The organism is Streptomyces sp. a15 (assembly GCF_059026085.1).
In genome coordinates this window covers 43,829-56,381 of record NZ_JBWLKM010000005.1, presented here as the reverse complement: position 1 = coordinate 56,381, position 12,553 = coordinate 43,829, and the positions used below count along the sequence as shown (strand labels likewise).

The following is a 12,553-nucleotide window of genomic DNA, read 5'->3' as shown; positions in this document are numbered from 1 at the left end:
GTCAAACGTTTCGCGCTAGTCAGACAGGGAGGTGATGGATCATGAGCCCGAACGTCTCGGCAATCATCACGTCAGCCACGGCCTTCGGGCACCTGTCCCAGCCGGTGAGGCAGTACAGGGCGGTTGCGGCGGCCCATTGGAGTACGACGCTGTAGGCGGGAAGGCCGTCGAGGAGCCCTGACACTTCCTCGATCAGCTCCACCGCGTCGTCAGTGTCCTGCGGCCCCGTTACGATGATCAACTGTTGTTCCCCCTGGAACCTGAAGGGCCGTGTCCTCCCCCTCCCAGCGGGCTAGGGCACGATCCATGGATGCGGAGACGCCAAGAACTTTCGCTACTGCGTAAGGCAGCTCCTTGACGCCGTTCTTCAGTTCTGCTTGAAGAGCAATGCGACACTCATCGAGTGCACACACTTCGGTCGGGCGGGACGGTCCGCGCGTCGCCTGCCGGCCTCCGTCCGCATCCACTCCAGACCGTCGGCGGCCTGGCAGGGTTACTGCGTCGTCGTAGACGGTCATGAACTGTCGAATCTCGGTCACGGCCTCTGTCAGCCGGTCGAGGAGTTCGATCATTCGTTGTCCGTCTGCGACTTGATCAGGACTGTAAGTCACACAACCTCCACAGGCAATCATCAAGCGGCCGGATCAGCTCCGTTATCTCGACCGCTATACGGGGCTTTGTCTAGTTCTGCGATTCAGGTCAGGCGACCTGGTTATGTCGGCCACCCAATCTCACCTGGGGTTATGTCGGCCGCCACAAGTCGGAATAGACCATTCCGTCGTAATGAAGTCGTAACATTGCGAAGAACTTGTGAAGGCGATGGACGCCCCGTCAGGCTTCGCTACGTAACCGCGTCGTCGTCGACGGTGAAGCTCTCACCTGTGGTTTCTGACAGCCACTCAGCAACGTCCCGATCGGCCTTCGTCCGGTTGCACCAGGCGCACGCGGGCGCAAGGTTGAACCATTCGTGAAGGCCGCCCCTCGCAAGCGGATGAACGTGGTCCACCTCCGCTACAACCATCGGGCTGAATGCGGAGTCGCAGTAGGTACAGGACCAGTCCTCAGACTCCTCCCACCGTCGCAGAGCGTCACGCCGGGAGGGGTACAGGGGCGGTTCAGGGGGACGCAAAGAGGGCGTGATGCGCATGGGACGGGCTACCGACCGCGCGGCAGAGGGGCGAAAACCCGCCACCGCACGGTCAACTGTGGTCGCACGTCCCGCAATAGGAGGCGCGAGACGTGCGGGCGTCATGCGCGTGCCTTCTCCGCCGCGTGCGCCTCGTCGGGATGCGCCGCGTACCAGGGGTCGTTACTCGTCATCGTGCTCGCCTTCTTCATGTACAGGGATCCCCAGCTCTGCCCGCCAACATCGGGATCGGTACCAATCGGGATGCCACGGATGGTTGTTGCCATCGCCTCCCCGATCTCCCGTGCGACGGTCTCCGCCTCCCGCTCCGGAGCATCCGCGACGATCTCGTCATGGACGGGAAGCAGCACGTGAGGCGTGAGGCCGCGAGCGTGGATCTCCAACATGCCCTGAGCGAAGATGTCCCGGGCCGTCGACTGGATCTCCCCGTTGAACGAGGCATAGGCCGCGTCACGGTCGAAGACGAGTCGCCGGCCGGACGGGGTGCGGAGCGTGTAGCCGTTGCGGATGACCTTGCCCTGAAGCTGCCGGATGTACCGAGCGAGTCGCGGGTACGTCCGCTTGTAGCCACGCACGGCGTCCTGTGCGGCAGCCAACGACAGGCCCGTTTGGGCCGCGATCGTCTTCGCTCCTCCTCCGTAGGCGACGCCCAGTTGAACGACCTTCGCCACCTTCCGCTGTCCAGGCGTGAAGTCGGATCTGTACACCGACGCTGCCGTCAGGTTGTGGAGGTCGTCGCCCCGCAGGATCGCGGCCGTCATCTTCTCGTCGCCCGACAGAGCCGCCATGACGCGCGGTTCCACGGACGAGTAGTCGACGGAGATGACCCGGTTTCCCTCGTCGGTGACGACGCAGTGCCGGACCTCCCACTTGCCCGACGGGAGCTGTTGGAACGGCGGGTCACTGATAGCCATTCGCGCTGTACGTGCGGCGAGTGCGCCGATCTTGGGATGTACGCGGTCGTTCTCGTCCGCTGTGCGGAGCATCGCATCCGCATAGGACATCTTCCACTTGGATGCGCGCTTGCTCCGCAGGATGGCCATGGCCAGCGGGTTGGGAGTGCGCGACTCGATCGGCTCCCAATCCTTGTCGACGTCGGCCAGGCGCTTCAGCACCTTGCCGTCGACCTGGACCGCACCGCCAGCCGTCCGCTCCGGGATTTTCTCCCCCATGCCGAGAAGGGCCTCGGAGACCTGGCGGGTTGAGTTGATGTTGACGACCCCGTACTTCTTAGCCTCCGCAGCCCACCGGGCCGACTCCTCAGCCAACTGCGCGGAGAGGTGCGACGTGTACTCGCGGTTGATCCGCATTCCACGTCGCTCGACGAGGGCGCAGACGAAGGCGACTTGGTGTTCGAAGGGGATTAGCGCCGGATTGATGCCCAACTCCCGCACCCGTTGCTGCACCTTGGGCAGGAGGCGGGATGTCAGAATCACATCCCCACCGGCGTAGGAAAGATATTTAGGGTTGTTGATGTCGATGTACGCCCAGCCGTCATCCTTCGTCCGGCCGATCTTGTGGAACTCCTCGATGAGGCCGTTCTGCGTGTCGGGGGCGGACGGGTCGACGTAGTGTTCTGCCGCCTCCTTCAGCTTGTTGCCAGGGCCGCCCTGGTCCTTTCGCCGGGGGTCGGACAAGTGGAGATGGATGTAGGTGTCGAGCGTCTTCGGCGCCAGGTCTTCCAGCCGCACGCCGGGGATGTGACGGTCCATGGCGAGCTGATCGAAATTCTGGTTCTGCATGGACAGCGCCGGGAGGGTGTTGGCCGCCCACGCTGCGTGCTCCGTGAGTGCCTTGCCCTTCTCCACCTGAAGCACCCATGCCTGATCCGGGGTCCCGTACTGAACCGTCCTGATCCGGAAGCCACGGGTGAACGTCCCGAGCCCAGTCGTCTCCGTGTCCAGCGCCACGCGCTCTCCGCGGCTCGCAGCGTCGGTGACGTACTGGCGGAAGAGGCGGAGATCGTCGTCGGTCTGGGGCACGTAGACGGGGATGTTCTGCCCCAGCACGGGGAAGCTGTGCGTGATCATCAGATGTGCCTCCAGTTCTTGCGCAGCTTGATCCGGGACACGCCCGTCTGCGTCAGGCCGAACTCCCTGCCCAATGCCTCCTGTAGCTCTCCCTCTTCGAGACGCCTACGTATCTCCAGCACATCAGCGGCGGTGACCTTGGCCAGCCCTGACCGCTCTCCTCGCTGGTCGGTACCATGTAGCAGCTTGTCCGCGTTGTTGTCGGACGGGGTGGCCCACCGAAGGTTGGTGAGCCGGTTGACCGGGAACGCCGTGCCGACTCCGTCCCGGTACAGGCGAATCAGCAAGTAGCCGCCTCCGATAACCCACGGGCGAAGGATCTTGCCTCTGACGTTCCTGACACGCCCCTGGTCGCTCACGGAGTAGCCGGGGAATCCCGGCACGCTCCACCACCGATCGTCCATTACTTCGCCTCTCCGAAGATGTTCACCGAACCGGTGGCCGCTGATGGCTCGGGAGCCCCCTCGGCAATCCGGGCGGCGTGCTCCTTCTCCTCGTCAGTCATGAGGCGAATGCCGTTGAACCCCCACTTTCCGCCGCGCTTGTCTTTCTTGAATTTCCGCGACTCCAATTCCACGGAAAGCGCCCAGCCGGAAAGTATCTCCTTCCGATCCAAGGCGGCATCCTCAGCCCAGTCCTTGTAAGCACGCCGCACGGCCATCGGGGCGACACGAGCACCCTTTTCGCGGACTAGACACGCCTCAATGAACGGCTCTAGGCGGTCCTCTGACTCCCGGTAATCCTGAGTTGCGGAAGCCACGGATGCGGGCTCCCCCAACCCATGTGCGTACCATTCCACGGCGCCGGCGACCGCCCACGAGAGGATTCCTTCGGCCTCATCCCGCAGCTTGGCTGGAAGTCCCGGGTCCTTGTTGCCGAGGGCGTAGGAGAAGACCGCGTCAAAGGGAATCAACTTGACGCGCCTCCACGAACCTTCGTCCTGCGACAAGATGGCAGGCTTGAAATTCCCTGCCACTAGAAGTAGGAATGACGGAACGTAGGTGAACGGGTTCTGGTTCAGGAAGCGGCACGTGATCGGGTCGCCCCCGGTGAGTTGTTTCACGAGTGCTTCGGCGAGACGGCTGTATTTCTCCGTTTCGCTGCTAGTGACGATCCGAGCACCGCGCAGGGACGCAAGTTCCGGCGACGCCTGACCGACGTTCACCGACTTCTCAAACGTCGAGAACTGCGTAGCCTGCGTGACACCCTTGAAGACGTGAATCAGGGCGTCCAGAAACACGCTCTTCCCGTTGCTCCCCTGCCCATGCATAAACGCGAAGCAGTGCTCTGACGTCGAGCCTGTGATTCCGTAGCCGACGAGACGGCGCATGAACATGGGCAGTTCCGGATGATCCGGGAACACCTCGGCGAGGAACTGGTTCCACCTCGTTGCAGGGGCGTCAGGGTAGAAGGCGACGTTCAGCCGTTTCGTGATCATGTCGTCCGGGGTGTGCGGGTGCATCTGCCCCGTACGGAGGTTCACTGTTCCGTTGGCGACGGACAGCAACTCATGCCGCGAGTCGAAGTCCTGAGCGTCGGCCGGTACGCCGGGGACGGACGGGAGTTCCTTCATCACGGCGTCGATGGACCGGTTGGTCAGAGCCTTCAGCGCAAGACGCCGGTTCGCCTCCTCCCCCGACGCGATCAGTTCCGCGCCCATCAGATGGAGTGACTCGCGAACCTTCGCCTCCCCCGCCGTCCAGATCTTCCCGTCCCACGTCAGGAATCCGAGACCGCGCGCATAGCGCACGCCGCCTCCGTTGCGGCTCATGAAGTCCCGCAGCCGCACGGCAACGCCGACGTCGGTCTGATCGAACATCTGGCGCGCAGACAGATCCATGGTTGCCAGTGCCGCATCCGTCGCCGGGAGATCTAGCTCGTCCTCCACAGCGGGAGCCGTCTCAGGCTCCTTCACCTCGACGACGGCCGCCGACCGGACGGCCCTATGCAACTCCGCCGCGAAGGTCTCCGGCGTCCGCTCACGCCACGCAGTCAAGTCCTCCCCCGCGTTGGGGAAAGGCAGCTGACGCGGAGCGTTGCCATCCTCGACGAGTGCCGTCGCCAGGGCCCCGATACCGCGCGCTCCAGCGTCGTCAGGGTCGAACGCGAGCACCACGTCACGGCCACGAAGGTGCTCGACGAGCTCCGCGACGAGGACAGCGTTCCGTGCCAGACCAGCACCGCGGATGAGGAGCGCGTCGTAGCCGACGCCGACGGACGTCAGCCCGTCCCCCGGCCCCTCCGTCACAAGGATCGTGTCGTACCCGGCGCCGGCAGTCAGGACGCCGTACTTCGCCCACGTCCTCCCCTCCACGTTCGCCAGGGAGACCCATCGAGCAGGGCACTTCTTCGAGAGGTCGCGCCCCTGGAGGCCGCGGACCACACCGTCGAAGCCAGCAAGCGGGACCGTCACGCGCGGGTAGCGAGTGAATCCACGAGAGAGCCAGGGCTGAGGGCGTGTACCGGGAGCGCAGTAACCGACGTCCAGGTCTTCCGCGAGCTCCACCGTCACGCCGAAGCGGTCGAAGATGTACGACGCCGCTTCGGAGCCAGGCTTCAGCGCGGATGACGTCTCGTTGACGAATGCCCGTAGTCCAGCAATCTCCGCGATGCCGATCGACTCCGGCGCCTTCGCGCTGATCGTCGACGCGCCCATGTCGTTGACGACGTCGAAGAGATCCGCCTCCCGCATGCGGAGCTTGTCCAGGACGTCACGCTTGGCGCACCCGGTGCGGCACGTCATCAGGAGCATGCCGCCGTCTTTGAGCGTGAGCTTCAGGCTCGGGTGGTTCCGGTCACTGTGCGCGGGGCAGAGCGCAAGGTAGCCGTCGTGATCCTCCTCTACGCCGCTCAGTCGCCCCAGGATCTCCGACAGTCGCAAGGTCTTTCCCCTCCGGTGCATGCGGAAGGGGCGCCCCGGAGGACGCCCCTTGTGTCAGTGCTTTGCGGTACTAGACCGCCGAACGTTTGGCGCTACTCGGGTCCGTCGTAGTCCTCGTACTCGACGGACCCGACGAGGCCCGCGTTCGTCAGGTAGTTGCCAGCGTGCTTGTCGCCCCGCGCCATGGCGTGAGAGATCCAGCCCCGAGCCTCCTCATCCGACATCTCCCCGCCCTCGTACTCGTCACCGGGGTACACGGTGAGCCACCCCGAGAACTCGATAACTGCCTGATTCACGCTGCCTCCCGGTGCTGTTTGTCGAGCGACTCGTACAGCTCTGAGTTCTCGCCCTGGAGCGCCTCCTCCATGTCCCGGAGCCGGTTGAGGAGCCGGACATCCGTCCGCACGTCCCGCACGACATAGCCGTCAGCCACGCCCTTCATGCGCCGCTTGACGACCGCGCACCCGAAGGGCTGGCCGGCGTGAACGGCTTCCCGATTGGCCTGCGCGATGTAGTCGGCGAGCGTGATTGACTTCTCCGCCTTCGCCTCTAGCGCGTGGAGGTAGTAGCCGTCGATGTCACCAATGTCGCGGGCGCCCATCTGCACGTTGCGATGGACGCCCGGGCTGTGCTGCTCGCGCAGATAGCCGACTATGGCCGACTCCCACGCGGTGCCTTTGGCCTTACTCGCTGACATGGGCCCACGTCCTCCCCGCGGCTATGTTGGACACCGTCGCCTTGCTGATCCCGAAACGATCGGCCAACTTGGCGGGGGCTAGGCCCAACCGTCGAGCTCTGCGAATGACTCGCACATCGCGCTCGGTCACCTTGCTTGCGTAGTGCATTGCCCCGCGCTGGACAGTGCCGTGCGCAACGCAGTGAGCGGCGTTCTCCGCGGGGGTCGCCCAGGCGAGGTTCGTCGCAGTGTTGTTGCTCGGATTCCCGTCCAGATGTGCGGCGTGGTGCACCGCGGATGGCGGAGCCCCGTGAAACGCCTCGCACACCGCGCGGTGCACCGCGACCGTCCGCCCCCAGGCGGTTATCTTTCCGTAGTCGGTGCCGGCCGATGTGTACGGCTTGTACGGCCGAAGGATGGTTCCGTCTTCAGCGGCCCATGCCCCTGGAAGACTGGGGATCGGTCTGATCTCCGAGGTCCTCACCTCTCTTCACCCAGACCTCTATGAGGTCTTCTTCTTCGTGGGATTCGACGATCACCGGCGCTGACGTGACCCTCCACGTCTTCCCGCCGTACGTCAGCACTCCTTCGCCGTCGCTCGCTGCTGAGCCCGTGTCCGCCATCTGTTCCGCCTCTCCCCACAGAGACACCCCCTGCCTCCGTGCCTGTTTGCAACCGACTCACCCGAGTGCTCGTGGTCTGAGTCGATTAACGAGGGAACAGATGTGCGGGTTACGCGTGTTCACGAGGTCCGCGCGAGTGTGATCACTCTGCGAAGACTGCGTCAGGCGGTCGCCATCACTCCCCCACCTCCGCCAGCGTCGACGAGGCTGAGGCCGCACGGAGAGCCGAACTCGCCCGACTCGATGACGCCGTCCCCATCGAAGGACCGGAGCGTCTTCACGCGCTCCTGCGCGTCACACTCCTCGACGTAGGGGCCCCACACCTTGCCGACGGGGTACGCGAAGGCTTCACGCGTCTGGGCTACTCGGAACACGGGGTCTCCTCTGGTCGGTTCAGCGTCAGCCACACGAAGGCGAAGACGAGCGCGCCCAGTGCGACGAATGATGGGATGAGCGTTGCGGCAATCAGGAGCTGTTGCACGTCGTCACCAGATCTCTCGCGTGATCACGAGCGCCTCGCCGTTGTCGAGCTCGTCGAGGAGATCGATGATCGTCGACACCGCCCCGAGCTCCTCGCCATCGGTGAAGGAGTGGCTCTCCTCCCCCTTCTGAAGCGCGGGGAGGTTGATCTCCAGACGACTGCTGCCGGTAGTGGTCTCGTGGATGTTGATGCGGCTCACAGGCTCTCCTCTCGCGGTGCATTGACGTGCGCGTACAGACGCGAAAGCGTCGGCCAGAAGCTGGGGTCGATGATGCGCCTCAGCTCCTCCAACAGACGGTCCCTCTCGTCTTCCGTCAGGTAGACACAGAACCGGTGCTGTGTGCTCGTCTTCCGATACGCCCTCACCCCTCCTCCACCTCCCGCATGAACTCCTCCGTCAGCCACGGCCACGAGGCATACACGCAGCGTGGCTTGTCGAACTCGACGGGGATCGGGTCGGGGACGGGGTGGACGATTCGGGTGTTCGGCTCGCGGATCACTCGACGCTCACCCAAGCGATGGGGGAACGGTCGATCGTGAACACAGAGTTCGCGTACATCGGCCGGCGCTCCTGTCTGGTCCGCATGCCGCGAGCCGCCGCGAGGGTGGAGTACGGCCCCCACGTGATGCAGCTCTGTGAGCCGTCGGACCGAGTGAACGACTCGACGAGTCGGAAGCACTCTTCATCGTCGTAGCCAATGGCGCGTGCCATCAGTTCACGTCCTCCCACGTCGTGTGTGCCTTCTGAATCTTGCCGCCCACAACGCCGTTCAGCGATCCGCCGTAGGCGTCCGCCGTATGTGACGTGAGTTGCCCACGCGCGGCACCGATGGAGTTGTACGGGCCGTAGGCATGCGTGTGTTCCGGGCCGTCCCAGAGGAAGCGCGGATTGTCCGGCCCGATGACTCCGCGCACCCACTCAGGGTTGTCCCTGCGCTCGCGCCGGACGACGATGACGCGGTAGACCTCCTGGTCGTCGCCGACCATGCGACGCGCCATCAGGCCTCGTCCTCGTCATCGTAGGGGTCACCGAACGAGAGATCGCCCTGATACTCGCCGATCATGTAATGCACCGTGTGAGTCTCCACGGCCCTCACGTCCGGGTCCGCGCGGAGCTGCTCGACGAGCGTGCGCGGATCGTCAGTGTGCTCGCTCTCCTCGTCGTCGTCGCCCCTGCGGAAGACTGTGACGCTGTAGGTTGCACCGTCGAAGACGCCCATCAGTCCTTCACCTCCCGCCACTCCGTCACGGTGATCTCGTACGGCTCCATCTCGACGGCCGTGACGGTGTCCTCGTCGTCCCACAGGTCGGTGCCGTCCTGCGACTCCGTGAGTCCCTGTTGGTAGTCGACGGCGTAGACCTTGCCGTCGTCCGGCGCCCGGAACAGAACTTCGTGCCACGACACCCACCGTCGGGTGTCGGTCTGCCGCTCGCGGAGGATCTCCGCTTCCTTGCCCGGCTCCGCGTCCCAGCCGTATGGGACGCCCATCTGTTCGAGCTGCTCTCGGGTGAACTCTCGTGTCGGCACTAGCTCTCCTCTCGATTCATCACATGCACGAGCGCGCCCTTCGCCAAAGCCACGCCGACGGCCTCCCAGTACTTCGGGAAGTCGCGACGGCTCGTCGCCTCGGGGCGGATGTAGATCAGGTCTCCTGCGCTGGCCGCACGGACGTCGCCCAGTGCGGGGGCATTGGCGGAGTCGATGACGTGGAAGGCTCCGCTCACTCCACGCCCCGCGAGAGAGCCCGCTCCACGGCGTTCGCCTCCGAGTCGTCGTCGGAGTCCCACCCGCCGTTGTTGTCGACCGAGAACCGGAGCGCCTGCCGGATCAACTCCACGTCCCGCCCGGTCAGCTCGACCGTCATCCCGCTGTTCGCAATCACCTTCGCCATGTGCTCTCTCCCTCGTCCGAACGGTCCTCCTACGCCGAAAGCCCCCGGGACCGAAGTCACCGGGGGCTGCGGGTTTGTCAGACGCGGGTCAGGGGGCCGTACAGGGTCGCGACGCTGCTCACCTGTCGGCCACGCTCGAAGGAGTCCGAGGTGCTGCGGATCCCGAGGAGACTGCGCTCGAACTTCCAGCGGTCGCCGTCGGCGTCGTGGTAGAAGACGCCCAGTTCGTAGGTCTCCCCGCCAACCTCGACGACGTCCCGCGCGGGCTCCGGCTCGACGGCGCGGAGGTAGTGCGCCTCGTTATGGTTCACGTCGCCGCAACTGTCCCGCGTGGCGTACCACTCGCCTGGACCGAAGAACGGGCCGGCTTCGATGGTGTACGCGCGCCCGGACGCTGTACCGATCGCCCTGTCACCGACGGCGAACTTCGCGGCCGGCTTCAGGAGCGCGTCGGTCACCGTCTTGTGCGTGCCGTAGTCCAGCTTCATGACGTAGGCGGAACCGCCCGGGACGTCGTACGGGCCATAGACGATCTCGCCAGGGCCGAACATCTCGTTGACGACCTTGTCTCCGACCTTGAACGTCGCTGTCATGCTCTCTCCTCCGTGAATGTCTCATGCAGAGGCCCCCGGATCGTCGGTGTCCGGGGGCCGTGGGGCGGGGTTGGTCAGTCGGTGACGAGGGTGAGGGGGCCGTACATGGTGACCAGGGTCGGAAGGGTGTAGTGGCCCCAGTCGCTAGCGCCAATCGGCGCCATCTGCGCCTGAACCTCGTCGCGAAGGTCCGGGTTTCGCCGGAGCTTCCAGGGGTCGCCGTCGTTGTCGCGGCACTCCGCCGACAGGTCGTACGTCACGCCGTTGTGGGTGTGGGTGTTCTCGTCCTCGACGCGCTCGACTTCGGCGCACCACCAGTGCCCCTCGTTCAGCTCCACGCGGTAAGGCAGCTGATCGTCGAACTCGTCGATCACCCGCAGAGTCCCTACCTGGCCAACGTTCTTGTCGCCGTCGAGACGGCCGTTCCGCACCACACGCACCCGGTCGCCGACCTTGACGGGCTCGGGGTCGGTGACCTTCCGAAGGGCGTTCTCCGTCGGCGTCATGTGCGTGCCGTTGGCCTTCTCCACGACCCACACTGCCTCGTCGTGGTGCTCCGACTTGAACGGGCCAGCCACCAGGGTGCCGCGGATGGAGGCGCCGACGGTGTATTCCACCTTGTCCCCGACGGCGAACTTCGGAAGCTCGGGGATGGCGGTGAGGTCGCCCTTCCTCTGCAAGCGCTCCGTCCCACCGATCCGGACTACGTAGCCGGTGTAAGTCCCGTAGGTACTGCGGAACGGCCCGTAAGTGACCTCCGCCTCCACGTCACCGTGGACACTGACCTTCTGACCGACCTCGAACGTCTCCGTCACTTGCTCTCCCCCTGCGTGTCTCCGATGACGACAACGTGTTCGGCGCCGATGGTCTGCGTCTTCACGGTCTTCCGCGCGGACAGCCCCGACTCGCGACCCGTCGGCATGACCTTGAGCTTCGGGACCACGCGGCCCGACGCCTTGTCGCTCAGCGTCTCCATGACGACTGCCTCCGTGTTCCGCACGCGGTTGCCCTTGCGCGTCGGGTAGGCGATCAAGCGACCGGGCTTGATGACGGCGCCAGTGAAGTCGGTCAGTTCCGCTTTGCTCATGCTGCTCTCTCCTCAGTGAGCTCTTCCGTGAATGCCTTGTGGATGCGCTCCTTCAGGAAGCGGAACGCTTCGAATGCTTGCTGTGGGCAGACGCCGTTACCGATACGGCCGATCATTTCTTCACGCGTCAGACCCGGAACGTCGGTAACCCACCCGTCGGGGAGACCCATCATCCATTCGCAGAATTTCGGGGCCAACTTCAATCCACCCCGGGGCCCGCGCATGAGTGGGATCGGAGCCTGACGCCCCATGAAGATCTCCCACCGATACACGCACGTCGCGAACTCGCCCCACCACTCCGCGGGAGTGTGCGGTCCGTCGTCCGCCACCTCGTCCGGATCGACGTTCAGGAGGAACACGACTTCATCCTCCAGCGTCGGCCCGTGACCGCCGGCCTTGCGCTTGTCGGGGTGCTGCGCGGAGCCGTTGCTCGCCAAGTTCGCCGTCGGTGTCTTGAACAGCTTCTCTGCCCGCTCCCGCGGGAAGAGGCGGGCAAGGGCAGTTACAAGGTCGTCGCCGCCCGATCCTTCCCGCGTCTTCTTCGCGAAGTCGGGGCCGCGGGTCGCGTCACTGACCGTCGGGGACGGAAGGTGTGGCAACGCAGAACCACCGGTCGCGATGGTGCGGAGCCCCGATGTCGGAAGCTCGTACAGCCGTCCACGCTGCGTCATACCCGATCTCGTGAAGCGATGTGAGCACTGCTGCTTGTCCCCGATTTCGGAGTGCTCCCACGTTCTCCAGGAAGACGTATCGCGGTCGAAGAATCCGTATGCCTTCAGCGATGTTGAACCAGATTCCACTACGGGCACCCTTGATTCCCTCCCGCTTCCCTGCGTTGCTGATGTCCTGGCAGGGAAAGCCCGCCGTGATGGTGTCGATGTCCTCGTCCACCAGGCCGTGCCAGTTCGTGAACCTGACGTCGCCGATGTTGGGGGCGTCGGGGAATCGGTGCGCCATGACTCGGCAGGCAGCTCCGTGGACTTCCGCGACGACGGTGACCTTGTCGCCCGTCAGCGCTTCGACGGCGATGCCGAGACCGCCATACCCGGCGCAAAGCTCAAGGATGGGCATCCTCTCTCCTCTGAAGTGTGCGTAGAATCGTGAGTGACGCCCGCTGCTCGCGCCGGAATCGTGAGCAGCGGG

Annotated in this window: 23 protein-coding genes; all 23 read right to left on the bottom strand. The window is 64.8% G+C overall.

Translation table 11 applies throughout. The features are described 5' to 3' along the window. Window positions 1-19: 19 nt before the first annotated feature. Window positions 20-241, bottom strand: a complete 222-nt coding sequence (locus AC5P09_RS07690; RefSeq protein WP_493873317.1) for a hypothetical protein — start codon at window positions 239-241, stop codon at window positions 20-22. Then, entirely contained in the window at window positions 210-572 is a 363-nt protein-coding gene (locus AC5P09_RS07685) for a DUF7169 domain-containing protein (RefSeq protein ID WP_493873082.1), read from the bottom strand. The genes AC5P09_RS07690 and AC5P09_RS07685 overlap by 32 nt, the downstream gene beginning before the upstream one ends. Before the next feature lie 269 nt (window positions 573-841). Further along, window positions 842-1,147 carry an HNH endonuclease gene (locus tag AC5P09_RS07680; protein WP_493873081.1) on the bottom strand — a complete coding sequence of 102 codons (306 nt, stop codon included), beginning with the start codon at window positions 1,145-1,147 and terminating at the stop codon, window positions 842-844. A 101-nt stretch (window positions 1,148-1,248) separates the two neighbouring features. Next, window positions 1,249-3,057 carry a DNA polymerase gene (locus AC5P09_RS07675; protein ID WP_493873080.1) on the bottom strand — a complete coding sequence of 603 codons (1,809 nt, stop codon included), beginning with the start codon at window positions 3,055-3,057 and terminating at the stop codon, window positions 1,249-1,251. Window positions 3,058-3,176: 119 nt separating this feature from the next. Further along, window positions 3,177-3,581, bottom strand: a complete 405-nt coding sequence (locus AC5P09_RS07670; RefSeq protein ID WP_493873079.1) for an NUMOD4 domain-containing protein — start codon at window positions 3,579-3,581, stop codon at window positions 3,177-3,179. Then, window positions 3,581-6,058, bottom strand: a complete 2,478-nt coding sequence (locus AC5P09_RS07665) for a phage/plasmid primase, P4 family (protein WP_493873078.1) — start codon at window positions 6,056-6,058, stop codon at window positions 3,581-3,583. The genes AC5P09_RS07670 and AC5P09_RS07665 overlap by 1 nt, the downstream gene beginning before the upstream one ends. 92 nt (window positions 6,059-6,150) lie before the next feature. Beyond that, complete coding sequence (locus AC5P09_RS07660) at window positions 6,151-6,354, bottom strand: hypothetical protein (protein WP_493873077.1); 204 nt, start codon at window positions 6,352-6,354, stop codon at window positions 6,151-6,153. Next, window positions 6,351-6,755, bottom strand: coding sequence for a hypothetical protein (locus tag AC5P09_RS07655; protein ID WP_493873076.1), 405 nt, complete (start codon window positions 6,753-6,755; stop codon window positions 6,351-6,353). The genes AC5P09_RS07660 and AC5P09_RS07655 overlap by 4 nt, the downstream gene beginning before the upstream one ends. Beyond that, on the bottom strand, window positions 6,742-7,074 hold the full coding sequence (locus tag AC5P09_RS07650) for an HNH endonuclease (protein ID WP_493873302.1): 333 nt from the start codon (window positions 7,072-7,074) through the stop codon (window positions 6,742-6,744). The genes AC5P09_RS07655 and AC5P09_RS07650 overlap by 14 nt, the downstream gene beginning before the upstream one ends. Window positions 7,075-7,162: 88 nt before the next feature. Then, the gene (locus AC5P09_RS07645; protein ID WP_493873316.1) at window positions 7,163-7,357 is read right to left on the bottom strand and encodes a hypothetical protein; all 195 of its coding nucleotides are present in this window, start codon (window positions 7,355-7,357) and stop codon (window positions 7,163-7,165) included. 161 nt (window positions 7,358-7,518) lie between these two features. Then, window positions 7,519-7,731, bottom strand: a complete 213-nt coding sequence (locus tag AC5P09_RS07640) for a hypothetical protein (protein ID WP_493873075.1) — start codon at window positions 7,729-7,731, stop codon at window positions 7,519-7,521. A 111-nt stretch (window positions 7,732-7,842) separates the two neighbouring features. Further along, window positions 7,843-8,037 carry a hypothetical protein gene (locus AC5P09_RS07635; RefSeq protein ID WP_493873074.1) on the bottom strand — a complete coding sequence of 65 codons (195 nt, stop codon included), beginning with the start codon at window positions 8,035-8,037 and terminating at the stop codon, window positions 7,843-7,845. 163 nt (window positions 8,038-8,200) lie between these two features. Beyond that, window positions 8,201-8,338, bottom strand: coding sequence for a hypothetical protein (locus AC5P09_RS07630; protein ID WP_493873073.1), 138 nt, complete (start codon window positions 8,336-8,338; stop codon window positions 8,201-8,203). A 211-nt stretch (window positions 8,339-8,549) separates the two neighbouring features. Further along, window positions 8,550-8,837 carry a hypothetical protein gene (locus AC5P09_RS07625; RefSeq protein ID WP_493873072.1) on the bottom strand — a complete coding sequence of 96 codons (288 nt, stop codon included), beginning with the start codon at window positions 8,835-8,837 and terminating at the stop codon, window positions 8,550-8,552. Then, window positions 8,837-9,058, bottom strand: a complete 222-nt coding sequence (locus AC5P09_RS07620) for a hypothetical protein (protein WP_493873071.1) — start codon at window positions 9,056-9,058, stop codon at window positions 8,837-8,839. The genes AC5P09_RS07625 and AC5P09_RS07620 overlap by 1 nt, the downstream gene beginning before the upstream one ends. Beyond that, the gene (locus AC5P09_RS07615; RefSeq protein ID WP_493873070.1) at window positions 9,058-9,366 is read right to left on the bottom strand and encodes a hypothetical protein; all 309 of its coding nucleotides are present in this window, start codon (window positions 9,364-9,366) and stop codon (window positions 9,058-9,060) included. Before AC5P09_RS07615 ends, AC5P09_RS07620 begins: the two co-directional genes overlap by 1 nt. Then, window positions 9,366-9,563: a hypothetical protein gene (locus AC5P09_RS07610; RefSeq protein WP_493873069.1), complete on the bottom strand. Its 198-nt coding sequence runs from the start codon at window positions 9,561-9,563 to the stop codon at window positions 9,366-9,368. Before AC5P09_RS07610 ends, AC5P09_RS07615 begins: the two co-directional genes overlap by 1 nt. Then, on the bottom strand, window positions 9,560-9,730 hold the full coding sequence (locus AC5P09_RS07605) for a hypothetical protein (protein ID WP_493873068.1): 171 nt from the start codon (window positions 9,728-9,730) through the stop codon (window positions 9,560-9,562). The genes AC5P09_RS07610 and AC5P09_RS07605 overlap by 4 nt, the downstream gene beginning before the upstream one ends. Window positions 9,731-9,807: 77 nt before the next feature. Continuing rightward, a complete protein-coding gene (locus AC5P09_RS07600) occupies window positions 9,808-10,323 on the bottom strand; it encodes a phiSA1p31-related protein (RefSeq protein ID WP_493873067.1) in 516 nt (171 codons plus the stop codon). Window positions 10,324-10,397: 74 nt separating this feature from the next. Next, the gene (locus AC5P09_RS07595; protein ID WP_493873066.1) at window positions 10,398-11,138 is read right to left on the bottom strand and encodes a phiSA1p31-related protein; all 741 of its coding nucleotides are present in this window, start codon (window positions 11,136-11,138) and stop codon (window positions 10,398-10,400) included. Further along, window positions 11,135-11,410 carry a hypothetical protein gene (locus AC5P09_RS07590; protein WP_493873065.1) on the bottom strand — a complete coding sequence of 92 codons (276 nt, stop codon included), beginning with the start codon at window positions 11,408-11,410 and terminating at the stop codon, window positions 11,135-11,137. The genes AC5P09_RS07595 and AC5P09_RS07590 overlap by 4 nt, the downstream gene beginning before the upstream one ends. Beyond that, a complete protein-coding gene (locus AC5P09_RS07585; protein WP_493873064.1) occupies window positions 11,407-12,081 on the bottom strand; it encodes a DNA (cytosine-5-)-methyltransferase in 675 nt (224 codons plus the stop codon). Before AC5P09_RS07585 ends, AC5P09_RS07590 begins: the two co-directional genes overlap by 4 nt. After that, a complete protein-coding gene (locus AC5P09_RS07580) occupies window positions 11,978-12,481 on the bottom strand; it encodes a DNA cytosine methyltransferase (RefSeq protein WP_493873063.1) in 504 nt (167 codons plus the stop codon). The genes AC5P09_RS07585 and AC5P09_RS07580 overlap by 104 nt, the downstream gene beginning before the upstream one ends. Between the last annotated feature and the right edge of the window lie 72 nt (window positions 12,482-12,553).

Excerpts from the sequence above, each read along its gene's own strand:
- AC5P09_RS07685 (WP_493873082.1), bottom strand. The coding sequence starts at position 572 with ATGATCGAACTCCTCGACCGGCTGACAGAGGCCGTGACCGAGATTCGA.
- AC5P09_RS07680 (WP_493873081.1), bottom strand. The coding sequence starts at position 1,147 with ATGCGCATCACGCCCTCTTTGCGTCCCCCTGAACCGCCCCTGTACCCC.
- AC5P09_RS07670 (WP_493873079.1), bottom strand. The coding sequence starts at position 3,581 with ATGGACGATCGGTGGTGGAGCGTGCCGGGATTCCCCGGCTACTCCGTG.
- AC5P09_RS07655 (WP_493873076.1), bottom strand. The coding sequence starts at position 6,755 with ATGTCAGCGAGTAAGGCCAAAGGCACCGCGTGGGAGTCGGCCATAGTC.
- AC5P09_RS07645 (WP_493873316.1), bottom strand. The coding sequence starts at position 7,357 with ATGGCGGACACGGGCTCAGCAGCGAGCGACGGCGAAGGAGTGCTGACG.
- AC5P09_RS07625 (WP_493873072.1), bottom strand. The coding sequence starts at position 8,837 with ATGGCGCGTCGCATGGTCGGCGACGACCAGGAGGTCTACCGCGTCATC.
- AC5P09_RS07620 (WP_493873071.1), bottom strand. The coding sequence starts at position 9,058 with ATGGGCGTCTTCGACGGTGCAACCTACAGCGTCACAGTCTTCCGCAGG.
- AC5P09_RS07605 (WP_493873068.1), bottom strand. The coding sequence starts at position 9,730 with ATGGCGAAGGTGATTGCGAACAGCGGGATGACGGTCGAGCTGACCGGG.
- AC5P09_RS07600 (WP_493873067.1), bottom strand. The coding sequence starts at position 10,323 with ATGACAGCGACGTTCAAGGTCGGAGACAAGGTCGTCAACGAGATGTTC.
- AC5P09_RS07590 (WP_493873065.1), bottom strand. The coding sequence starts at position 11,410 with ATGAGCAAAGCGGAACTGACCGACTTCACTGGCGCCGTCATCAAGCCC.
- AC5P09_RS07585 (WP_493873064.1), bottom strand. The coding sequence starts at position 12,081 with ATGACGCAGCGTGGACGGCTGTACGAGCTTCCGACATCGGGGCTCCGC.
- AC5P09_RS07580 (WP_493873063.1), bottom strand. The coding sequence starts at position 12,481 with ATGCCCATCCTTGAGCTTTGCGCCGGGTATGGCGGTCTCGGCATCGCC.